We start from the raw sequence: 21,310 nt of genomic DNA, 5'->3' as shown, positions 1-21,310 counted from the left end.
GGCACGCGGCCGGGGAGGCGGACCGGCGGGGTCCGAAGCGACGGGGTCAGCCCCAGATACCCCCGCCGCCGTCGAAACAAACCCACCGACGCCGACCACCCGGGCCGGCGCCCCCGCCACCCCAGCACCGACCCGGGCGAGAGCCGGGCCCGCAGCCTCCGGTCGGCGCCTTGCGGCCCGCAGCCGGAGCCCCCTAACGTTCGGCGGGTCGACACGGGGGAGGCAGCGTGCGGGTGTTCGGAGCGGTCCTGGGCAGCTTGCTCGTCCTGGCCGGCGGGACGCCCGCCCTGGCCGAGCCCGGGTGGTCGCCGTCGGCGATCGCCTGGACCACCTGTCCCGATGATCCGGACAGTCCGGCCCCGCCCGATGGCGAATGCGGCACGCTCCGGGTGCCCCTCGACTGGGCGCGGCCCTCGGGCCCCTCGATCAGCCTCGCCGTGGCCCGCCACCGGGCCGCCGATCCCGCGCACCGGCTCGGCGTGCTGCTGGCCGACCTCGGCGGGCCCGGCTCGTCGGGTGCCGAGTTCGCGCTGAGTCCCGGCCTCTTCAGCCCGGAGGTCCTGGCCCGGTTCGACGTCGTCGGCTTCGACCTGCGGGGCACCGGGCGCAGCGAGTTCATCCGGTGCGAGGACACGAGCGTCCCGCCGGACGACGAGCCGGGCGACCGGGCGCAGTTCGATGCCCTGCGCAGCTACAGCGAGAAAGCCGTCTCCGAGTGCCGCGCCCGCAACCTGCCCGTCTTCGACCACGCCGACACCGGCGTCAACGCCGAGGACCTGGACGCCGTCCGCCGGGCGCTGGGCGAGGCGCAGATCAGCTTCCTCGGCATCTCCTACGGCACGCTGCTCGGGCAGCAGTACGCCGAGAAGCACGGCGACCGGGTCCGGGCGATGGTGCTCGACAGCTCCATCGACCACAGCGCCGGCATCGAGCGCTTCCTGGGCGACCGGGCCACCGCCGCGGACGAACTGCTCCGCCAGTTCGCCGCGTGGTGCGACCGGACGACGGCCTGCGCGCTGCACGGCCGGGACGTCCTGGCGCTCTGGCCGCAGGCCCTCGCGGCGGCCGACGGGATGCCGCAGCGGCACAACTGGCTGCGCGACCGGGTGTTCAGCGACATGTACGGGCCCGACTGGGACGACGCGGCCCGCGTCATCGCCGACACCCTCGCCGGGCAGCCGCCGGTGACCGCGCAGTTCGAGTACAACTACGCCTCGATCCGCCTGGCCGTCGTCTGCCAGGACTTCGACCTCCGGATCCGGGACTTCGCGCAGTACCGGGCGTTGCACGCCGGGGAGCTGCGCCGCGGCCCGCTGATGCGCGGCAGCACGCTGGGCCACGGCGAGGCGATGGCGTGCCTGGGCGTCCACGGCCCGCCGGCCAACCCGCCCCACCGGCTGAGCATCCCGCGCGCGCCGCAGCTCCTGCTGCTGAACTCCCGCTACGACCCGGCGACCCCGTACGCCTGGGCCTTGGCCATCCACCACCAGGCACCGGCGAACACGACCTTGCTCACGTACGAGGGCTCGGGCCACGCCGTCTACCCGCGCACGGCCTGCACGCGGTCGGCGGTGGACCGCTACCTGCTGACCCGGCAACCGCCGCCGCACGACATCAGCTGCCCGGCCTGACCAACACTCCTGCGGCTGGACACGAAGGCCGTCACCGGCCACTGCGTGGCCCGCCCCGGCAGCAGCCCGGCGTCCGACTCGTACCGGCCCAGCCGACCGGCGGCCGAGCACACCGCGCCGAAGACGTCGAGCCCGGCCGCTTCGGCCCAGGCGGCGGCGAGCGCCGCCGTTCGAAGAGCCCCTCGACCGGGGTGCCGAGCCGGGCGACCCGGTCTCCGCGCGCCGCGTTCCTGGGCGGACCGGGCCCCGGTGCACACCACGGCCACGCAGGGGGTGATCACCGCGATGCGCCTGCCGGTGAGGTCGTGGACGCTCGGCCAGGTGCCGCGCGTGCACGTCCGCCGACGTCCCACCGCCCGTCCCGGCCATGGGTGATACACCAACGGAAATGGTATCCGCCCCGGAATTTTCGCCGCATCATCGTCGCCGGAACCGTGCGAATTCCGCCGTACAATACCGGGATGAGCAGCCAGGAACAGCACGCCCTCGACGCGCTCTACGACGTCGACAACGTTCTCACGATCGATATCGTGCTGCCGCAGGCGGACTGGGACGCGGTGCGCGGCGAGCAGCCCGCCGGCGGGGCGTGCAACTTCGACTGGACCGGCGGAAGCCGTTACACCTGGCGGAAAGCGACGTCGGTCGAGATCTCCGGGTCGAAGTTCCCGGCGCGGACCTCGTTCCCCGACGTCGGGATCAAGAAGAAGTCGTTCTGCGGTTCGATCGACAGCGACAAACCCTGCCTGCACATCGACTTCGGCAAGTTCCTCGACGCGAACAAGGCGCCGGTCCAGGAGCTGATCGGTTCCCGGTACCTGACGCTCAACAACTCCGTGCAGGACCTCTCCTATCTGCGGCAGCTGCTCGGTTACAAACTGTTCGAGCTCGCCGGTCTCCCCCATTCACGGGCCGGCTACGCGCGGGTGCTCGTGAACGGCACGCCGATCGGGCAGGGCGTGGCCCGCGTCAACAGCCCCGGCGTATACGTGAACGTCGAACCGGTCATGCCCCGGTACATCGAGCGCAACTTCGGCAGCCACAAGGGGAACCTGTACGAGATCGAGCACCAGGACGACTTCGTCGACGGCCGGTTCTCCTTCGTCGGCGTGGAACCGCTGTCGAGGTTCGACGACAAGGCCGACCTGCGGTTCGCCATCGACCACATCGCCGCGCACGGGATCGCCGGGGCGGCCGACGTGTTCGACCTCGACCAGTTCACCCGGCTGTACGCGATGGAGTTCTTCCTCAAGCACTGGGACGGCTATTCGCGGAACACCAACAACACCTACGTGTACAACGACGTGGACGCGGTCGCGCAGCCGGGGATTGACGACATCGACTTCAAGCTGATCCCGTGGGGCCTCGACCAGACCCTCCAGCCCGGCCGCCACTTCCGCCTCGACACCGCCGGGCTGCTCGCCAAGCTGGTGCGCGACGACCCCGGCCGGCGCGCGCAGGTGCTCGACCGGATCCGCGAGTACCGCGAGACCGTGTTCGGCCACCGGACCCAGCAGGAAGTGCTCAAGCCGTACCTCGACCGGATGGCGGCGGTGCTGACCGGGCTCGGCGTCCCCGACGTGCCCGCGCAGCTCACGATCGTGCGCAAGCAGCTCCGGCTGGCCACGTCCGCCGGTTACCTCTGCGGCGGCCTGCCGGGCGAAGCGGGCGCGTACGTCCGCGAAGACGTCACCAACGAGTGCCTGCACGCCAGCGCTTCCGAAGCCGTCGCGGACGGTTTCGAGGTCACCCACCGGCTCCGGCCGGCGAACGTCGACGACGCGGATCTGTGGTGCTTCGCCCCTTCGGGCGGCGGGCAGTCGGTGCGCAGCAAGGCGTCCGGCCGGTTCCTCCACGCGACCGCGGCGACGTCGGCGCAAGGACACCCGCTGCTCGCCACGCAGGCCGGGGAGGACGCGTTTTCGGTCCTCCCGGCCGACCCGCCGGACGACGTCTTCACCTACAGCGGCCACTTCACGCTGAAGAACGCCGGGACCGGCTTGAGCGCGGCGTTCGGCACGGACCCGACGCCGGCCGGGAAGCCGCGCGTGTACCAGGATCCGGTGCCTTCGCAGCTGTACTTCTCCTGAATCCCGGCTCAGAGCACGGTGTACCCACCGGTGTCGTCGACGACGAGGATCCGCTCCTCGCCGTCGACGCGGAAGGCCGTGACGCCTTCCGGTTTCGCGGACCGGTGGAAGGCGACGTCGAGCAGCTCGGCCCGGCCGCTGCCGGGGTTCCAGGTGGCGAGCCGGAACGGCGCGTCGCCGTCGCTGGTGGACCGTCCGAGCAGCAGCAGGAAGTCCCCGGCCCGCGCGGAGATGTCGCGGATGCCCCAGGTCACGTCCGGCCGCGGCAGGCGCACCGGGACCACCTCGGGCGCCCCGAGCACCGCGGTCGTCCACCTCCGTGCGCCGACGTCGGCCGGGATCCGGACGACCGCGGCCTCCCCGGGGGCGGCGGGTCCGCGGAGGCCGAACAGCAGGGTGCCGGCCTCCCAGGCCAGGCCCTCGACGTTCAGCCCGCCGGCGTCGGGTTCCAGCCGCCCGGCCGCGGCGAACTCGGGCAGGCGCGCGAGGAGCCAGTCACGGAAGCCGTCCATCGGTTCGGCGGTCAGGTCGCCGCCGGGCCGGTACCGGACGCGCACGAGCCCGTCGCTGACCCGGTGCCCGCCGGCGCCCAGCGAGGACGCGACGACCAGCAGCCTTTCCCCGGCCAGGTCGATCCGCGCGAGGCCTTCGGGATCGCGCAGGGCCGCCTTGCCCAAGCCGGCCAGCCGGCGGCGGCGGATCCGCTCGACCGCTCTCACGCGGCTGTCGAAGGCCATTTCGAACAGGGCGGCCGGGTCCTTGTTGTCGACGAAGACGAAGGTCCGCGCGCCGACCCGGGTCACGCCGGAAGCGTTGAACGGCACGGTGCCGTTCTTCTCCGGGAAGGGAATCGGCTTGACCTTCACGACCACCTCGGCGGGGAGTGCGTTCCGACACCGCTGAGTCGCGTACCCCCGCCGTGCTGTTACACACCGTCCATTGTGGACTCACAGTGTGGTCAAGCCTTCCGCACGCGCTCGCGGAAGGCGGCCGGCGTCGTCCCGGTGCGGTGGCGGAAGAACTTGGAGAAGTTGGACGCGTCGTCGAAGCCGAGGTCGGCGGCGATGCGGGCCACCGGGTCGCGGCCGTGGGCCAGGCGGCGCCGGGCTTCCAGCACGATCCGTTCGTCGATGAGCTGCTTGGCGCTCAGGCCGGTGTTCTCGCGGGCCAGCCGGTTGAGGGTCCGCGCCGAGTAGCCCAGCCGGGCCGCGTACTCCGCGACCTGGTGCCGTGTCGGGAAGTTCTTCTCCAGTTCCTCGCGGAACCACACGAACGCCTGGTGCGTCGGCGGCCGGCGGCCGCTGCCCTCCGGGACCGCCATCACCAGCAGCAGCAACGCCGCCGCCAGGGCGCGGGCCAGTGCGGCGTCCCGCAGGTTCGTGTCCGGAGCCGCCGCCGTGGCGAGCGCCGTGGTCAACGCCGCCGCCGCGGGCGTGCCCGCCACCGTCCCGCCCGCCCAGTGGTTCGGCATGGCCACCCCGGCGGCGCGGATCAGGTCCCAGGTCGTGTCGTCGATCGCGGACGGCGTGAAGAGGAACACCGGTCCTTCGATGACCTCGACGGCACCCCACTGCTGCACCTGACCGGCGCGGACCCAGAGCAGGTCGCCGGGCCCGAGCGGGTGGCCGGTGAAGTCGACGGTGTGCACGGCGTGCCCCGACTCGACCGTGACCAGCAGGTCGAAGCCGAGACGCTGCGGGGCGACGAACTCCTCCGGCCCGCCGCGGGCCCGCATGCGCGCCAGCGACGTGAGCTCGATCTCGCCGGTCACCCCGGGCGGCGGCTCGTACCGGACCGGCCGGATGCTGTGTCCCATTTTTACCATGATACGTCCGGTGCGGACCGTGAAAAGCCCAGCTCGGCTTCCTAGCCTGGGATCATGAAAGTGAAATTGACCTATGTGTTCGACGCCTACTGCGGCTGGTGCCACGGCTTCGGCCCGGCGGTCACCGGGTTCGCCGCGGCGAACGCGGGCCGGATCGAGCTGGACGTCGTCAGCGGCGGCCTGTTCACCGGCGCCCGGGTCGTCCCCATCGGCACCATGCCGTACGTGGCCGGCGCGAACGCCCGCATCGCCGAGCTGACCGGTGCCGAGTTCGGCCCCGGCTACCAGGCGCTCGTCGCCGACGGCCGGTTCCGGATGGACTCCACGGCCGCCGCCACCGGGTTCGCCGCGCTGCGGGCGGCCGCCCCCGGGCGGGCGCTGGAGGCCGCGGAGGCGATGCAGCACGCCTTCTACGTCGACGGCCTGAGCCTCTCCGAACCCGCGACCTACCGGCACCTCGCCGGCCGGCTCGGCCTGGACGCCGACGCCGTGCTCGCCGGCTTCACCGACACCGCGGCGACGCGGGACTTCACCCGCGCCGCCCGGCTGGGCGTCACCGCCTACCCGGCGCTGCTGCTGCACACCGGCACCGGCGTGGTGCGCCTCGGCGGCCCCACCTCGACCGCCGCCCAGCTGACCGGCGCCCTCGGCCGCCACCTCGCTTCCGTTTCCGCCTGACCCGAAAGGCAACTCCCATGAGCACCCTCGACTACCGGATCATCGACGCGGCCGACAGCTCGCTGAACAAGACCAGCGTGCTGGTGACCGGCGAAACCGAGGCCGTCGTCGTCGACGCGGCCTTCACCCGGGCCGACGGGCACCGGATCGTCGCCGAGGTCCTCGACGCCGGCCGGCGGCTGACCACGGTGCTGGTCACCGCCGGCGACCCCGACTTCTACTTCGGCGCGGAGGTCATCGCCGACGCCTTCCCCGAGGCGGTGTTCCTGGCGCCGTCCGACGTCATCGAGCACATCCGCGAGACCTACGAGCAGAAGCTGGCCGCGTGGGCGCACCTGGGCGCCAACCTGCCCACCCGGCTGGTGGACATCGCGCCCCTGACCACGCCTTCGGTCACCGTGGACGGTGTCGCGCTCGAGGTCCGCCGCGGCAGCACGGCACTGGGCGACCGCGCCTGGTACGTCTTCGAGCCGGCCGGGCGGGCCCTGCTCGGCGGGGTGCTGCTGTTCGAGGGCCTGCACGTGTGGACCGCCGACAGCGCGACCACCGAGCAGCGCACCGAGTGGCTCCGCGTGCTGGACGACCTCGAAGCGCTCGAACCGGCCTTCGTCGTGGCCGGCCACCGGGTCGCCGGCGCCCCCACCGACCGGACGGCGATCCGGCACACCGCCGAGTACTTGCGGTTCTTCGAGAAGACCGTCGCCGAGTCGGCCGACGCGGCCGCGGCCGAGGAGCGGCTGCTGGCCGCCTACCCGGACGCCGGGCTGCAGATCGCCGCCTCGCTCGGCACCAAGGTCGCGAAGGGGGAAATGACCTGGGGCTGACCGGGGAAACGCCGGCGGCCGTGGTCCGGCGCCGGTACCTCGTTTCCGCGCTGGTCCGGGCCGCCGCCACGCCCTGGACCATCCCTGCCGCGGCACCCGGCCGGCCCCGCGACCGGTGGCCGCCGCCCGGCGGCAGGCAAACGATTGCCGCGCGAGGCGGCCGGTCGGCGCGTCGATCACCCCGTATCGTTCCGGGGTGGACCGAGTGGAACTGGGATTGCTGCAGGCACTGCAGATCTACGGGCGGGTGCCGTTCAGCCAGGTGGCCGAGGTGCTCGGCGTGTCGGACCAGACCGTCGCGCGGCGGTACCAGGCGTTGCGCGCCTCCGGCGCCGTCCGGGTCGTGGGAACGACGGCGCCGGATGCCGTCGGCGAGGAGTCCTGGCTGGTCCGGGTCGCCTGCACGCCGGGCGCGGCCGACGGGCTCGCCCGGGCCCTGGCCAACCGGCCGGAGACGTCGTGGGTGCACATCGCCTCCGGCGGCTCGGAGATCGTCTGCATGGTGCGCACCCCGGCGCAGGCGGCGACGTCGTCGGTGCTCGCCCGCCTGCCCCGCACGCCGCCGGTGACCCAGGTGAGCGCACACTGCGTCGTGCACGTCTTCTTCGGCGGCCCCACCAGCCAGCTGACCAGATCCGGGCCGCTCACCCGGGCCCAGGTCGAGCAGTTCCGGCCGCCGGACCCGGTGCTCCCGGACGACCCGGTCGAACTGACCGACGGCGACCGCGCGCTCCTGGCGGAGCTGGGCCGCGACGGGCGCACCGGCTTCCGCGAGCTCGCCGCGGCGACGGGCTGGTCGCAGACGACGGTCCGGCGGCGGCTCGGCGAGCTGCGCGACTCGGGGGCGCTGTACTTCGACGTCGATTTCACGCCCGAGGTGCTGGGGCTGCGGACGGCGGCGTCGCTGTGGCTGTCGGTGGCTCCCCGCCACCTCGAGTCCGCCGGGGCCGCGCTCGCCGGGCACGCCGAGGTGGGTTTCGCCGCGGCCACGACCGGGCCGGCGAACCTGTACGTCAGCGTCCTGTGCCGCCACCCCCGCGCGCTCTACGGCTACCTCACCGGCCCGCTGGCCGCGCTGCCCGGCGTGTCCGCGGTGGAGACCGCACCGGTCATACGCACGCTCAAACGGTCGGAAACCACCGTCTAGCCTCTGATTCGGGAGAATAACGCCGAAGTCTGCCGGTTTTCTGGGGTTCTCCCGGCACGGCGGTGACAGTGGGGCCGTCCTGGTTCCCTCCCGATCGGAGACCTCCCATGTCCCTCGGCCTCGGCCTGCCCGTCGCCCGCCCCGAACGGCTGCTCGACTGGGCGAAACGCGCCGACGACGGCCCGTTCCGCACCCTCGGCCTGGCGGACCGGCTCGTGTGGGACAACCCCGAGCCGCTGGTCACCCTGGCGGCGCTCGCCGGCGCGACGAGCCGGATCCGGCTGCAGACCGAGGTGCTGCTCGCCCCGCTGCGCGAACCCACGCTGCTGGCGAAGCAGGCGGCGACCCTGGACCGGCTTTCCGGCGGCCGGTTCACCCTCGGCCTCGGCGTGGGCGGCCGCGCGGACGAGTTCGACCTCGTCGGCGTGGACCTGCGCACCCGCGGCCGCCGGTTCGACGAGCAGCTGAAGCTCATGCGCGACATCTGGTCCGGCGGCCCGATCGGCCCGGCCCCGGCCCGCCCCGGCGGCCCCGAGGTGCTGATCGGCGGCTTCGCCGAGCGGGCCCTCGACCGCGTGGCGCGCTTCGCCGACGGACTGCTGTGCGCGACCGCGCTTTCCGCGGCGGGCCGTCAGTTCGAGTACGTCGAAGCGGCCTGGGCCCGCGCCGGCCGCCCGGGGCGGCCGCGGCTGGTCGGGCAGGTGACCGTCGCACTGGGCCCGGAGTCCACTGTGGAGGAAGCGCGGGCGCAGATTCTTGCCTACTACGCGTTCGATCCGGCACTGGCGGCCGCGACGGCCGGCCGCCTGCTGACCACCCCGGCGGCGATCCGGGACGCGGTCGCGGAGTTCACCGCCCTGGGCGCCGACGAGGTGGTGTGCTACTGCTGGTCCCCGGACACCGACCAGGTCGGGCGCCTGGCCGACGTGCTCGGCTGAAGCATCCCCGGCAGCTCGAACCCGCCGGTCGTCGCGTCCTCCCGGTCGAGCAGGGCCCGGGGCGGCCGCGTCTTCGATCGCAGGGTGCGGTCGCGCCGGCGGCCCATCTCCGGGAGCAGGCGAGCGCGGCGGCGCAAACGTGGCCAATTCCGCGTTCCGGCCGACCGGTGCCGTGAAATTTTCATTCGCGTACTCGGCCTTTCCCGGCCCCTCTTGTGAGCGTGAACATCCGATGCGACACTGCGTTCACCCCGGCCGGGAAAGGCCGTTCCCGAAACTTTCGCCGACGAATGGTGCGCCGCCTCTCGGAATGCATTCACCGGCGAGCGGAGGACCACGATGAAACTCGCGAAAACCGTACCGGCGGACACGCGATCGGCTTCGCCGCGCCGGGCCCGGCGCACCTGACCACGGCCACCCCGACCTCTCCCCGCAGCCCGTCCACCCCGCCTGGCCGCGCCAGGTGCTCCCCAGGAAGTGCGCACCATGAAACTGACATCGCGGTCCCTCTCCCGCGCGTCCCTCGCCTCGGCGCTGCTCGCGGCGTCCCTCGGGATTTCGCTGACCATGGTCACCTCGGCCGGCGCGGCGACGACACTCGGCGCTTCGGCCGCCCAGACCGGCCGCTACTTCGGCGCCGCCGTTGCGGCGGGGAAGCTCGGCGACTCCACCTACGTGAACATCCTGAACCGTGAGTTCACCATGGTCACCCCGGAAAACGAAATGAAGTGGGACGCCACCGAGCCCAACCGGGGGCAGTTCAACTACAGCGGCGGTGACCGGATCCTCAACCAGGCGGTCAGCACCGGCAAGCGGGTGCGCGGGCACGCGCTGCTGTGGTACCAGCAGGAACCGGGCTGGGCGCAGCGCATGGAGGGCTCCGACCTGCGCTCCGCCATGATGAACCACGTCACCCAGGTCGCCACCCACTACAAGGGCAAGATCTACGCCTGGGACGTGGTCAACGAGGCGTTCGCCGACGGCGGCAGCGGCGGCCGCCGCGACTCGAACCTGCAGCGCACCGGCAACGACTGGATCGAAGCGGCCTTCCGCGCCGCCCGGGCCGCCGACCCCGGCGCGAAACTCTGCTACAACGACTACAACACCGACGGCGTCAACGCCAAGAGCACCGGTATCTACAACATGGTCCGCGACTTCAAGTCCCGCGGCGTCCCGATCGACTGCGTCGGGTTCCAGTCCCACCTGTCCGGCAACCCGCCCGGTGACTACCAGGCCAACCTCCAGCGGTTCGCCGACCTCGGCGTCGAAGTCCAGATCACCGAGCTCGACATCGCCGGCTCCAACCAGGCCAACGCCTACGGCGCGGTGACCCGTGCCTGCATGGCCGTCGCCCGCTGCGCGGGCATCACCACGTGGGGCATCCGCGACACCGACTCCTGGCGCTCCGGGGAGAACCCGCTGCTGTTCGACGGCAACGGGAACAAGAAAGCCGCCTACAACAGCGTTCTCGACGCGCTGAACGCCGGCGGCCCGACCGTGCCCACCACGCCGACCACCCCGACCACTCCCACCACGCCGACCACGCCGACCACCCCGACGACACCGACCACCCCCACCACGACCACGCCGGTGCCGAGCGGCTGCAGCGCGTCGGTCTCCCTGAACCAGTGGAACGGCGGGTTCGTCGCGAACGTCAAGGTCACCGCGGGCTCCACCGGCCTCACCGGCTGGCGCGTGACGACGAACCTGCCCTCGGGCGCCGCCGTCACCAGCTCCTGGAGCGCCGCCAACACCGGCACCACGGGCAGCGTCACGTGGGCCAACGTCAGCTACAACGGCACCGTCGCGGCCGGGCAGACCACGGAATTCGGTTTCCAGGGCACCGGAAACGCCGAAGGGGTGACGGCTTCGTGCGCCGCAAGCTGACCTGCCTGCTGGCCGCCGTCGTGGCCGCGCTCACCGTCCTGCCCGGCGCCGCCCACGCCGACAACCCGATCGTGCAGCACATCTACACCGCGGACCCGGCACCGCTGGTGCACAACGGCCGCGTCTACCTCTACACCGGCCACGACGAAGACGGCTCCACGTACTTCACCATGAAGGAGTGGCGCGTCTGGTCGTCGGCGGACATGGTCAACTGGACCGACCACGGCTCGCCGATGAGCCTTGCGACGTTCAGCTGGGCCAAACAGGACGCGTGGGCCGGGCAGGCCGTCGAGCGCAACGGGAAGTTCTACTGGTACGTCCCGGTGGTCAACCGCGCCACCGGCCGGATGGCCATCGGCGTCGGTGTCGCGGACAGCCCCACCGGGCCGTTCCACGACGCCATCGGCCGCCCGCTCGTGGAGAACGGGGAAATCGACCCGACCGTGTTCATCGACGACAACGGCCAGGCGTACCTCTACTGGGGCAACCCGAACCTCTGGTACGTGCGCCTGAACGCCGACATGACGTCGTTCTCGGGTGGGGTCAACCAGATCCCGCTCACCACGGCCGGGTTCGGCACCCGCCCGAACGGGGGCAGCCGCCCGACGATGTACGAGGAAGGGCCCTGGGTCTACAAGCGCAACGGCCTGTACTACAACGTCTTCGCGGCCAAGTGCTGCTCGGAGTTCATCGGCTACTCCACCGCGCCCGGCCCGACCGGTCCGTGGACCTACCGCGGCACGGTGATGCCCACGCAGGGCAGCAGTTTCACCAACCACCCGGGCCTCGTGGACTTCAAGGGCAGCTCGTACTTCTTCTACCACAACGGTGCCCTGCCCGGCGGGGGCGGTTACACCCGCTCGGTGGCCGTGGAGAAGTTCGCCTACAACGCCGACGGCAGCATCCCGACCATCACCATGACCACGAGCGGGCCACCGCCGGCCGACACGCTCGACCCGTACACCCGGCAGGAAGCAGAAACCATCGCCTGGGGCTCCGGCATCGAGACCGAACCGGCGTCCGAGGGCGGCATGAACGTCGGGTGGATCGAGAACGGCGACAGCATCAAGGTCCGCAACGTCGCCTTCGGCGCGGGCGCGAAGTCGTTCACCGCCCGGGTCGCGTCCGCGGCCGCCGGCGGGACGATCGAGCTGCGCCTGGGCAGCGCCACCGGCACGGTCGTCGGGCGCTGCACGGTGGCCGGCACCGGCGGCTGGCAGACGTGGACGTCGGTGTCCTGCCCGGTCACCGGCGCCACCGGCACCCAGGACCTGGTCCTGCGCTTCACCGGCGGGAGCGGCTACCTGTTCAACGTGAACTGGTGGCAGTTCGCCGCCTGAGAAGTTTCCCCCAGCGAAGGAACATCATGTCGTTACGTTCTTCGGCCATCCGGCCGGTCCTGGCGGCGGCCACCGCGGTCGTCGCCGGGACGGCCGCGACCCTGCTCGCCCTGTCCGCCCCCGCCGTGGCTGCCTCCGGCTGCTCGGTCGGCTACACGAAGACGTCGGAGTGGCAGGGCGGCTTCGGCGCGTCCGTGTCGATCACCAACCTCGGTGACGCGATCAGCGGCTGGACGCTCGAGTGGTCCTTCGCCGACGGCCAGCAGGTCGGCCAGCACTGGAACGCGACGATCACCCAGGCCGGCACGCAGGTCACCGCGAAGAACGTGACCTACAACGCCGCCATCCCCACCGGCGGGACGGCGGAATTCGGGTTCAACGGCACCTTCTCCGCGGCCAACCCGGTTCCGTCGTCCTTCCGGCTCAACGGCGTCGCCTGCACCGGCGGTGTCGACACGCCGGCTCCGACCACGACGACACCGACCACCCCCGGCACCCCGACCACCACCACGACGCCGAACCAGCCGTCCACCTTCACGAACCCGGTGGTGTGGCAGGACTTCGCGGACGGCGACATCATCCGCGTCGGCGACACCTACTACTACTCGGCCTCCACGATGCACTACTCGCCGGGCGCGCCGATCCTGCGCTCCTACGACCTGGTGAACTGGGAGTACGCCGGGCATTCGGTGCCGAAGCTGGACTTCGGCGCCAAGTACGACCTGAACGGCGGACGCGGCTACGTCCGCGGCATCTGGGCGTCGTTCCTGAACCATCGGGCGAGCAACAACACCTTCTACTGGGGTGGCTGCATCGACTTCGCCAAGACCTACATCTACACCGCCACCGCGGTGGACGGCCCGTGGTCGCGGCACACGACGATCGACAAGTGCTACTACGACGCCGGGATGCTCATCGACGACAACGACACGATGTACGTCGCCTACGGCAACACCACCCTCAGCGTCGCCCAGCTCTCGCCCGACGGGAAGACGGAAGTCCGCTCGCAGCAGGTGTTCCAGACGCCGTCGAACATCGGCACCCTGGAGGGTTCGCGGTTCTACAAGCGCAACGGCAGCTACTACATCTTCGCCACGCGCCCGGCCAACGGCCAGTACATCCTCAAGGCGAGCAACCCGTTCGGCCCCTACACCGTGCAGCAGGTGCTGCTGGACCTGCCGGGCCCGATCCAGGGCGGCGGCGTGCCGCACCAGGGCGGGATGGTGCAGACGCAGAACGGCGACTGGTACTACATGGCTTTCGTCGACGCCTATCCCGGCGGCCGGGTCCCGGTGCTGGCCCCGATCACCTGGACGGCCGACGGCTGGCCGCGCCTGCAGACGGTCAACGGGCGCTGGGGCGTCACGTACCCGAAGCCGAACCTGCCGCCGCCACCCCGCCAGGTCGAACCGATGATCGGCACGGACACCTTCCAGGGCACCGCGCTGAAGCCGCAGTGGGAGTGGAACCACAACCCCGACACGACGAAGTTCTCCGTCGGCAACGGGCTGAAGCTCGCCACCGCGACGGTCACGAACGACCTGTATTCCGCCCGCAACACGCTGACCCGCCGCATCCAGGGCCCCACCTCCACGGCGACGGCGACGCTGGACCTGACGTCGATGCGGGACGGCGACCGGACCGGGCTGGCGATGCTGCGCGACTCGTCGGCGTGGATCGGCGTCAAACGCGACGGCGGCCGCAACCGCGTCGTCATGGTCACCGGCCTGACCATGGACGGCAACTGGAACACGACCGGCACCGGCACCGAGGTGGCGGCGGCGGACCTGCCGGGCACGAAGATCTGGCTGCGCGCCAACGCCGACATCCGCCCCGGCACCGGCCGCCAGGCCAAGTTCTCCTACAGCACGGACGGAACGACGTTCACGCCGCTGGGCAGCGCGTTCACGCTGAACAACGCGTGGCAGTTCTTCATGGGCTACCGGTTCGCGGTGTTCAACTACGCGAGCCAGTCGCTCGGCGGCGCGGTCACGCTCCAGCGGTTCGACCTGACCACGCCGTGACCCGCCACGGGGTGGCCGCCGCAGCCCGGCGGCCACCCCGGCGGCCTACTTCCAGGACTCGATCTCCTCGATCACCGCACGGGTCAGCCGCACCGCTTCGTTCGCCTTCCGGTCGGCCGCCACCCCCGCGTGGATGCCGACGGCGGCCGGCGACCGCTCCTCGAGGTAGGGCGAAACCGGCGCCCCGCTCTCGCCACCGGAGGTGGAGATCCGGTAGCTCAGGATCCGGGTGCCCGGCGGGCTGAGCAGCTTGCCGCTGTCGTACCACAGCGAGTTCTCCGGTGCCTTGTCGTCCGGGTAGCCCGCGACCTGCCACGTCCCGGCCGTCAGGTCCGCGTCCGAGGCCGCGGTCAGCCGGTAGAGCGTGACCGGGGACGGCAGCGCCGTCGCGAGCCGGACCAGGCAGTAGTCGTACGGCCGGCCGCCGGACGGGTACTGGCCCGGGTAGGTCCACGCGGTCGCCTTGACCACGCCGAACGGCGTCCGGGTGGCGTCCCGCCCGGCTTCGAACGTCACCGCGACGGCCCGGCCGCCGTGATCCCGGTCGTGGACCGCGTGGGCCGCGGTCACCACGTAGTCGGGGGCGATGGCGAACGCCGTCGACTCCAGCACTTCGCCGTCGGGCATGGTGGCCGAGAGCAGGCCGAGGCCCGACCAGGGCGGCTGGGTGGTCTGCTGCACCCGCTCCCGGCCGTCGGGCGGGAACGGCATCCCGACCCGGGCGTGGCTGCGGACGGGCTGGTGGAACACGGGCAGGGTGATGGTCATGGCATTGCCTCCAAGGGGTTTCGTGGTCAGACCCTGACCCGGCGGGGAGTGGCCGAGCGGCGCAGGCGCTGCGCGGGCACCAGGCCGCCGGTGACGGCTTCCTCGATGCGCGCCAGCACCTCGTCGACCTCTTCGGGCGAGGCCGCGGTGATCTCCGGGCTGCCGTCCTCGCGGATGCCGCCGATCGACGGGTACTCCGTGAGCGTCATGGTGTTCAGCGTCGCGAGCATCGTCGAATACTGCTGCGGCGACCACTCACCGGATTCGACCTTCGCCATGTAGAGCAGCAGCTTCTGCCGCTTGGCTTCCTTCTCGGCGTTGATCCGGCCCTGCAGCCCGTCGTGCTTGGCCTTGGTGACGCAGCCCTGCTGCATCAGCTGCAGGTCGTAGAAGTGGCTCTCGGTCGTCGCCGCGCACGGCACCGCCAGCGCCATCGAGCTGTTGAACCGGACCGGCATCATCCCTTCGAACGAGACCTTCTGGTCGAAGGTGATCTCCTGGTCGAAGAAGTTGCTGACGTACCCGACGTTGATCGACGTGGTGAACGGCAGCAGCTTCGACGCCCACTTCTCGTCCTTGGTGGGCTCCTGCGGGACCGGGTTCGGTTCGAACTTGAACAATCCCTCCCCCGCGGTGATCTGCTTGTTGATCGCCTCGAACAGGGTCTTCGTGCTGTTGAGCATCTGCCAGCCGAACTCGTTGCCGCCGCCGCCCTGGATGTAGCGGATGTCGACGATGTTGTTCGTGATCAGCTCCTGGGTGATCTTGTCGATGCTGGTGCCGAGGTTGAACCAGCCGATGTTCAGCCCGACGTCGACCTTCGTCCGGGTGTACTTCCACACCTTCCGCAGGTCGGCGTGGATCTCCGCCACCCACGGGTCGGCGTACAGCTCGGCCTCGCCGGAGATGTTGATCGCGAAGTCCGGCCGCGGCTCCGAGTTGTCCTGCTCGCTGCCGACCAGTTCGGCGAACAGGCTGTTGCCGCTGCCGATCTGGTAGCCGGTGCTCGCGCCGATGGTCAGCTCGTTGGGGAAGGTGGCCGAGCCGCCGGTGCCCATGTCCACGATGTGCTTGGCGAAGATCGGCTGCACGGTGACGTTGTTGAGCACCAGCGGCACCAGGTTCGGTTTCTTGACGCCGTAGACGTCGCCGATGACCTTGGTGATGTTGGCCCGCTGGGCCGTGGTGATCTCCGGCACGGCGGTCCCGGACAGGTTGCCGCCGACGCAGCTCTGGTAGTGCTCGTTGCCCAGGTCGACCCAGTAGGGCGCGGCGTTCACGCCGTAGTAGTCGACCTTGAAACTGCGCAGGGTCTCGCCGAGGACCGAGTCGATCCGCAGCGGGAAGTAGTGGAACATGTCCGGCTTGTCCTTGTCCTGGTACGCAACGACACCGTCCGCCGCAGCGGGACGGTTGAGCCTTCCGGCCATGGGAAACTCCAGAAAAGGGAAGGGAACAACGGATACGTGGTCCGGCGGCCGCCGCTTTTCACGCCTCAGCCACGGTACGCAGAATTCCCGCGCGACCATCAGTCCACGAACTGATGACCTTCACTCACCGCGGGTCACGACGACTTCCGGTTTTCCCCCGGTCCGGCATGATCGTGCCGCCAAGCGGACCGCTTTCCCGCCGCGGCCACCGGCACCGCTCTTGGTGCGCCGGCAAAATCCCCTTGGCCGCTGGACGAAGACGTCGAGTGAGCGCGGCTGCTCCACGCGGGGCAAACGCTTCACGTTCCGGGGTAATCACGGCCGGGCAATTCTTCGACTCCGGCGTCCCGCATTCCCCGGACGGAGGCCGGCATTGGTCGAAACGGGGGTGGATTCCGGCGTCAAAGGCCCAGCGCACTCGCGAACAACCCGCCCACCGCCGCCCGGTGCTCCGGCCGGTCCTCCCACCGCAGCAACCGGCCGGCCTCGACCACCACCCCGAACCCCGCGTGCACCAGCACCCGCGCCTGGCGCGCGTCCAATTCCGGCCGCGCCGCGCGCAGGTGCTGCTCCCACACCGCGATGTGCTCGCGCTGCGCCGCCACCAAGGGACGCCGCAGCGCCGCCGGCAGGCCCGCGATTTCGGCGTCGGCCACGCTGGTCAGGACGTGCTGCTCGAAGCTGTAGGCCACGTACGTCGCCGTCAGGGCGGCCAGGGCGTCGTGCGGGCCGGCCGTTCCGCGGAGGTTGTGCTCGACCGCCTGGGCCAGCAGGCCCGCCGCCTGCAGACAGGCGGCCGCGAGGATGTCGGCCTTGCCCGGGAAGTACCGGTAGAGCGCGGACGGCACCAGGCCCACCGCCTCGGCGATCCGGCCGTTCGTGACCGTGGCGAACCCGTCCCGCTCGAACAGCGGAACCGCGGCCGCGAGGATCTCCGAGCGGCGGGTGCGGGGCACGGGCGGCGCCGGGAGTTCGACGACCCGCGCGTTCGCCGCCGGAGCCGTTGCGGCCACGCGCGACGCCGCCTCCTGCAGGAGGGTTTCGGCGCGGCGCTGGGCGATCGAGGTGTGGTGCATCGTGACGGACCCGATCGCCCCGAGCGCGCCCACCGCCCGCAGCTGCTCGCCGGGCCACGGGTGCGCGCGCCGCACGGCCTCCGCGACACGCCCGACTACCTGGGCGAACTTGGCCCGCAGCAGCCTGCGGTCGGCGCGTTCGAGGTACCGGGCTTCCCACCGGTACACGCCACCGGACGCGCGGTGGGCGACGGTGACCCGGGTGACGGCGGCGAGGACGTCCGGCAGCCCGGCGTCCGCGGGGACCTCGCCGAGCGCCGCCACCAGCCGGTCCGCCATGACATTGGCGCACTCGGCGAACAGCGCGTACTTGTTCGGGAAGTGGCGGTACAGGGCGGCCGCGGTGATCCCCACGCGCGCCGCGATCTCCTCCATCGACGCCGCGTGGTAGCCGCGCTCGCTGAACAGCGTGGCGCCCGCTTCGACGATGAGCTGCCGCCGGTTGCGCGGCCGGACGGCCGCGGCGGGCCCGGCCGTCACCGCGGCCGCCGGGGCGGGGTGCGCGGACAGCGGGCGGCCATGACAGCCATCCAACCACAACCCCGCGAGGGCTTGCCGACCCGCGATTCACCTCCTATGTTAATGAGGAATCTCCTCTCGACGTCCGCGTCCGACCGCGGATCACCACCGCGAATACCCGGCCTGACCGGCCTACTGCCTACCATGGAAGCTAGGTAAGTAAATGAGCAATCTCAGCCGGAGGAACGTCCTTACGCTCGGTGTCGCCCTGGGGCTGGTGAGCGCGGCGAGCGTCGTCCCCGCCTGGGCGGCGGGCACCGCCGACCCGTGGTGGGTCTGGGACGACGAGGTGGACCGCCTGGTCGCGGGCCTCGTCGACGGTGGCCAGGTCCCCGCCGTGAACACCGCGCTGCGGTCGTGGGCGGACAACGGCGACCCGCTGCCCGCCGGCCTGCCGGCCGGGCTCGCCGCCTGGCTCGGGCGGGTGAACGGGCTGCCGTCCTGGGCCGACGCCGCGAAGCTGCGCCGTGCCGCCGACTTCAACCGCCGCAAGGACACCTACCTGTTCATGCTGTACGGCCTCGGCAGCGGCATCATGAGCACGGTCATCCCGCGGGAGGCCCGGTCGGTCTACTGGTCCGCGGGCGGGGCGGACATGCAGGACCGCGCGGCCAAGACGTTCACCTTCGGCTACGACCTGAGCGACCTGAACGCGTTCGAGCCAGGCGGCCAGTTCGTGGTCACGGCCACCAAGACACGCCTGGTGCACGCCGCGGTCCGGCACCTGCTGCCGCAGTCACCGCACTGGCGGGCGGTCTCCGACGAGCAGGTGCCGATCAGCAACGGCGACATCCTGGTCACCTTCCACAGCCTCGGCACCTTCGTGCACCGGAAGCTGCGCGAATGGCACGTCCCGATGTCGGCCGCGGACGAAGAGGCCTTCCTGCACCAGTGGCAGGTCGCCATCCACCTGCTCGGCGTGCGTGACGAGTTCATCCCGAAGACGTGGGCGGAGGCGGACGCGCAGTCGGCCCAGGTGCTCACCCCGCTCCTCGCCCCGACGACCGAGGGCAAGGAGCTGGCCGAGGACCTGCTCGGGCTGACCGCGCAGATCGACCTGGGCGTCACCCGCGGGTTCCTCAACGAGTTCGTGCGGTACGTGCTCAGCGACGAGGTGGGCGACTGGCTCGGCCTGCGGCGCGACTACGCGGCGGCCGCGCTGGTCCGCACCGGCTGGCCGGCCTACATCGCGTTCCGCGAGGGCCTGCTCCCCATCGCGCCGGCGGGTTTCTACCTGTTCGACCAGTTCCTGCGCGCGATCGCCATGCTGTTCCTGAACAAGATGTCGTCCCCGGCGAGCACGCCGATCACCATCCCGACCGGGAACCGGCCCGGGGCGTGACCGGCCGGCACCGGGGACCCGCCGGCGGAGGGGCGGCCCGCGGAACCGGGCCGCCCCGGGGCCGTCAGCAGAAGTACTGCGCCAGGACGTAACCGCCGTACGGCGAATTGATGTGCCACCACACGTTGTCATTGTGGTTGTCGACGTTCACCCGGACGCCGTAGCCGATCGTCTCGCCGGGGATGGCCGGGCCGCCCGGGTAGGACCGGACCGTGACGCTGTCCGCGCCGCACTGCCAGCGGACCTCGTCCACCGAGCTGCCACTGGCGCCCGCGATCCCCGGGGCACCCAGGCAGATCGCCGCGGCCACCAGCAAACCCGTTCCGATGACGTTCTTCACGCTCGTTCCCTTCCGGTTCAGTCGTTGTCGTTGTAGAGGGAAGCCGGCCGCTGGACGCAGCCGATCGGCAGGAATCCCCAGCCGAGCACCGTGTCGCGCACCACGGCCGCCTGGCCGTCGCGCGTGGTGAAGCGGTAGCGGACACTGCTCTGCGGCGCGCCCGCCGCCGTCGCCCAGTGGCCGCCGTTCGACGCGAAGTCGGTTCCGTAGAAGTAGTTGAAGTACAGCGTGCACGCCGGGTTGGCCGGCACCGCGCTGCCGTCGGTCGCCTGGTGCGCCGGGGCGTTGTAGTCGCGGCCCACGGTCAGGCGGTGCGAGATCGTCGCCTGGGTGGTGGCGGAGCAGCTGTCCGCCACCGGCCCGACGTCGGCGCCCATCGAGCCCGGCAGCACCCAGCCGCACATGTTCACCGTCGACTGCGCTCGGCCGAAGTGCCAGTTGGCGCTCGTGGTGACCTCGTCGTCGAAGGTGTCCCCCGGCATCGCCCGGCCGACGTAGTACCCGCTCGGCTTGTTGACGATCCAGCTCCCGCCTCCGTCGACGGGCGCCCCCGTGCTGGGCGACGGCGCGGTCTTGATCCGGTGCACCTCCCCGGCCTGCGCGGCGGGCGCCGTCAGCAGCGCCGGAACGGCCACGGCCAGGGCCAGGACGGCCCGCAATCGGGTTTTTCCCATCGCACCTCCTTTCGTTCGGTAATCGGTGACCTCACCGAATGGATCCTGGTGAACGGCCGACGACGGCGGCTAGGGTTCGGGACGCACCCGGACGGATCCGGACGAGAAACGGGGAGAAGATGCCGACCGGAACGACGACGCAATTGATCGGTGATCTGCGCGGGATCCGCCGGAGAAACGGCATGCCGAGTTTCGCGGAACTGGCCCGAAGAACCGGCTTCCCCCGCAGCACGCTGCACGACGCGCTCCGGGGTGACCGCCTGCCGGCCTGCGACCTGGTGGTGGCGGTGGCCGAGGCGTGCGGCGAACCGGGCCCGGTCTGGAAGGAACGCTGGATCGCCGCGTCGGCCGCCGAGCAGTCCGGCCGTCCGGTCCCGTCCGGCGGCCGTCCGGCCCCGTCCGAGACGTCGCCGTCCCGGCGGATCAGCGTCCGGACGGCCCTGGTGGTGAGCGCCGCGGCGGCGTTGACCGGCGCCGGCGTGGCCCTGCTCGGCACGCCGGACGAGCCGTGCGTGCCGGCCCGCGACTACCGGGTCACCCGCGCGGGCGCGGTCCTCGACGCGGCGGGCAGCCCGATCGGCGAGGTCCGCGCCGCCGACGTCGTCCACGTCCGCACGCTCCTCCACGACCGCTACCCGCACCGCTACTTCGGCACGGTCGCCCGCACCGGGATCAGCGGGTACGTCGACGAAGCCAAGCTGACGTTCACCGCGCCCAGCTGCACCTCGTGACCGCGACCCGGGAAACCGCGTCCCCATTCCCGGTGCCGTAGGATCGGCT

General features: G+C 71.6%; 18 protein-coding genes. 11 read left to right on the top strand and 7 right to left on the bottom strand.

The window, feature by feature from the left end; translation table 11 throughout:
- The first annotated feature begins 227 nt into the window (after nucleotides 1-227).
- Nucleotides 228-1,631 carry an alpha/beta hydrolase gene (locus tag AB0J55_RS20135; RefSeq protein WP_364250202.1) on the top strand — a complete coding sequence of 468 codons (1,404 nt, stop codon included), beginning with the start codon at nucleotides 228-230 and terminating at the stop codon, nucleotides 1,629-1,631.
- A 461-nt stretch (nucleotides 1,632-2,092) separates the two neighbouring features.
- Complete coding sequence (locus AB0J55_RS20130; RefSeq protein WP_364250199.1) at nucleotides 2,093-3,718, top strand: CotH kinase family protein; 1,626 nt, start codon at nucleotides 2,093-2,095, stop codon at nucleotides 3,716-3,718.
- 8 nt (nucleotides 3,719-3,726) lie between these two features.
- Here the strand turns inward: AB0J55_RS20130 and AB0J55_RS20125 are convergent, their stop codons facing one another.
- Both AB0J55_RS20125 and AB0J55_RS20120 read right to left on the bottom strand, forming a co-directional pair.
- Nucleotides 3,727-4,584 carry a DUF3616 domain-containing protein gene (locus AB0J55_RS20125; protein ID WP_364250196.1) on the bottom strand — a complete coding sequence of 286 codons (858 nt, stop codon included), beginning with the start codon at nucleotides 4,582-4,584 and terminating at the stop codon, nucleotides 3,727-3,729.
- Nucleotides 4,585-4,676: 92 nt separating this feature from the next.
- Nucleotides 4,677-5,534 carry a helix-turn-helix domain-containing protein gene (locus AB0J55_RS20120; protein WP_364250193.1) on the bottom strand — a complete coding sequence of 286 codons (858 nt, stop codon included), beginning with the start codon at nucleotides 5,532-5,534 and terminating at the stop codon, nucleotides 4,677-4,679.
- A gap of 63 nt (nucleotides 5,535-5,597) precedes the next feature.
- Between AB0J55_RS20120 and AB0J55_RS20115 the strand changes: the two genes are divergently transcribed.
- From AB0J55_RS20115 to AB0J55_RS20085, 7 genes are all read left to right on the top strand, one after another.
- On the top strand, nucleotides 5,598-6,221 hold the full coding sequence (locus tag AB0J55_RS20115) for a DsbA family protein (protein WP_364250190.1): 624 nt from the start codon (nucleotides 5,598-5,600) through the stop codon (nucleotides 6,219-6,221).
- A 17-nt stretch (nucleotides 6,222-6,238) separates the two neighbouring features.
- Nucleotides 6,239-7,045, top strand: a complete 807-nt coding sequence (locus tag AB0J55_RS20110; RefSeq protein ID WP_364250187.1) for an MBL fold metallo-hydrolase — start codon at nucleotides 6,239-6,241, stop codon at nucleotides 7,043-7,045.
- Between the two features lie 196 nt (nucleotides 7,046-7,241).
- Nucleotides 7,242-8,192 (top strand): Lrp/AsnC family transcriptional regulator, encoded by a 951-nt coding sequence (locus tag AB0J55_RS20105; RefSeq protein WP_364250184.1) that lies wholly within the window; start codon nucleotides 7,242-7,244, stop codon nucleotides 8,190-8,192.
- 107 nt (nucleotides 8,193-8,299) lie between these two features.
- Nucleotides 8,300-9,130 (top strand): LLM class flavin-dependent oxidoreductase, encoded by an 831-nt coding sequence (locus AB0J55_RS20100; protein WP_364250181.1) that lies wholly within the window; start codon nucleotides 8,300-8,302, stop codon nucleotides 9,128-9,130.
- Nucleotides 9,131-9,616: 486 nt separating this feature from the next.
- Nucleotides 9,617-11,017 (top strand): endo-1,4-beta-xylanase, encoded by a 1,401-nt coding sequence (locus AB0J55_RS20095; RefSeq protein ID WP_364250178.1) that lies wholly within the window; start codon nucleotides 9,617-9,619, stop codon nucleotides 11,015-11,017.
- Nucleotides 11,002-12,357: a glycoside hydrolase family 43 protein gene (locus AB0J55_RS20090; protein ID WP_364250175.1), complete on the top strand. Its 1,356-nt coding sequence runs from the start codon at nucleotides 11,002-11,004 to the stop codon at nucleotides 12,355-12,357. Before AB0J55_RS20095 ends, AB0J55_RS20090 begins: the two co-directional genes overlap by 16 nt.
- Nucleotides 12,358-12,383: 26 nt before the next feature.
- On the top strand, nucleotides 12,384-14,381 hold the full coding sequence (locus tag AB0J55_RS20085) for a family 43 glycosylhydrolase (RefSeq protein WP_364250172.1): 1,998 nt from the start codon (nucleotides 12,384-12,386) through the stop codon (nucleotides 14,379-14,381).
- Between the two features lie 45 nt (nucleotides 14,382-14,426).
- Here the strand turns inward: AB0J55_RS20085 and AB0J55_RS20080 are convergent, their stop codons facing one another.
- The 3 genes from AB0J55_RS20080 to AB0J55_RS20070 form a co-directional block, all read right to left on the bottom strand.
- A complete protein-coding gene (locus tag AB0J55_RS20080; RefSeq protein WP_364250169.1) occupies nucleotides 14,427-15,149 on the bottom strand; it encodes a trypsin-like peptidase domain-containing protein in 723 nt (240 codons plus the stop codon).
- Nucleotides 15,150-15,175: 26 nt separating this feature from the next.
- Nucleotides 15,176-16,579 carry a hypothetical protein gene (locus AB0J55_RS20075; RefSeq protein ID WP_364250166.1) on the bottom strand — a complete coding sequence of 468 codons (1,404 nt, stop codon included), beginning with the start codon at nucleotides 16,577-16,579 and terminating at the stop codon, nucleotides 15,176-15,178.
- A gap of 401 nt (nucleotides 16,580-16,980) precedes the next feature.
- The gene (locus AB0J55_RS20070; protein WP_364250787.1) at nucleotides 16,981-18,135 is read right to left on the bottom strand and encodes a helix-turn-helix domain-containing protein; all 1,155 of its coding nucleotides are present in this window, start codon (nucleotides 18,133-18,135) and stop codon (nucleotides 16,981-16,983) included.
- Nucleotides 18,136-18,337: 202 nt separating this feature from the next.
- Here AB0J55_RS20070 and AB0J55_RS20065 point away from each other — a divergent pair, with 202 nt between their 5' ends.
- Nucleotides 18,338-19,516 (top strand): oxygenase MpaB family protein, encoded by a 1,179-nt coding sequence (locus AB0J55_RS20065; RefSeq protein WP_364250163.1) that lies wholly within the window; start codon nucleotides 18,338-18,340, stop codon nucleotides 19,514-19,516.
- 64 nt (nucleotides 19,517-19,580) lie between these two features.
- Here the strand turns inward: AB0J55_RS20065 and AB0J55_RS20060 are convergent, their stop codons facing one another.
- Nucleotides 19,581-19,856, bottom strand: coding sequence for a hypothetical protein (locus AB0J55_RS20060; RefSeq protein ID WP_364250160.1), 276 nt, complete (start codon nucleotides 19,854-19,856; stop codon nucleotides 19,581-19,583).
- Nucleotides 19,857-19,873: 17 nt separating this feature from the next.
- A complete protein-coding gene (locus AB0J55_RS20055) occupies nucleotides 19,874-20,530 on the bottom strand; it encodes a hypothetical protein (RefSeq protein WP_364250157.1) in 657 nt (218 codons plus the stop codon).
- A 38-nt stretch (nucleotides 20,531-20,568) separates the two neighbouring features.
- Here AB0J55_RS20055 and AB0J55_RS20050 point away from each other — a divergent pair, with 38 nt between their 5' ends.
- Nucleotides 20,569-21,261, top strand: a complete 693-nt coding sequence (locus tag AB0J55_RS20050; protein WP_364250154.1) for a helix-turn-helix transcriptional regulator — start codon at nucleotides 20,569-20,571, stop codon at nucleotides 21,259-21,261.
- Nucleotides 21,262-21,310: the final 49 nt, after the last annotated feature.

It is taken from the genome of Amycolatopsis sp. NPDC049688, assembly GCF_040674975.1.
Taxonomy (GTDB): domain Bacteria; phylum Actinomycetota; class Actinomycetes; order Mycobacteriales; family Pseudonocardiaceae; genus Amycolatopsis.
The sequence above is the reverse complement of the archived record's forward strand: the minus strand, read 5'-3'. Positions and strand labels throughout refer to the sequence as shown.

Excerpts from the sequence above, each read along its gene's own strand:
- AB0J55_RS20130 (WP_364250199.1), top strand. The coding sequence starts at position 2,093 with ATGAGCAGCCAGGAACAGCACGCCCTCGACGCGCTCTACGACGTCGAC.
- AB0J55_RS20120 (WP_364250193.1), bottom strand. The coding sequence starts at position 5,534 with ATGGGACACAGCATCCGGCCGGTCCGGTACGAGCCGCCGCCCGGGGTG.
- AB0J55_RS20115 (WP_364250190.1), top strand. The coding sequence starts at position 5,598 with ATGAAAGTGAAATTGACCTATGTGTTCGACGCCTACTGCGGCTGGTGC.
- AB0J55_RS20110 (WP_364250187.1), top strand. The coding sequence starts at position 6,239 with ATGAGCACCCTCGACTACCGGATCATCGACGCGGCCGACAGCTCGCTG.
- AB0J55_RS20100 (WP_364250181.1), top strand. The coding sequence starts at position 8,300 with ATGTCCCTCGGCCTCGGCCTGCCCGTCGCCCGCCCCGAACGGCTGCTC.
- AB0J55_RS20095 (WP_364250178.1), top strand. The coding sequence starts at position 9,617 with ATGAAACTGACATCGCGGTCCCTCTCCCGCGCGTCCCTCGCCTCGGCG.
- AB0J55_RS20085 (WP_364250172.1), top strand. The coding sequence starts at position 12,384 with ATGTCGTTACGTTCTTCGGCCATCCGGCCGGTCCTGGCGGCGGCCACC.
- AB0J55_RS20080 (WP_364250169.1), bottom strand. The coding sequence starts at position 15,149 with ATGACCATCACCCTGCCCGTGTTCCACCAGCCCGTCCGCAGCCACGCC.
- AB0J55_RS20075 (WP_364250166.1), bottom strand. The coding sequence starts at position 16,579 with ATGGCCGGAAGGCTCAACCGTCCCGCTGCGGCGGACGGTGTCGTTGCG.
- AB0J55_RS20065 (WP_364250163.1), top strand. The coding sequence starts at position 18,338 with ATGAGCAATCTCAGCCGGAGGAACGTCCTTACGCTCGGTGTCGCCCTG.
- AB0J55_RS20055 (WP_364250157.1), bottom strand. The coding sequence starts at position 20,530 with ATGGGAAAAACCCGATTGCGGGCCGTCCTGGCCCTGGCCGTGGCCGTT.
- AB0J55_RS20050 (WP_364250154.1), top strand. The coding sequence starts at position 20,569 with ATGGATCCTGGTGAACGGCCGACGACGGCGGCTAGGGTTCGGGACGCA.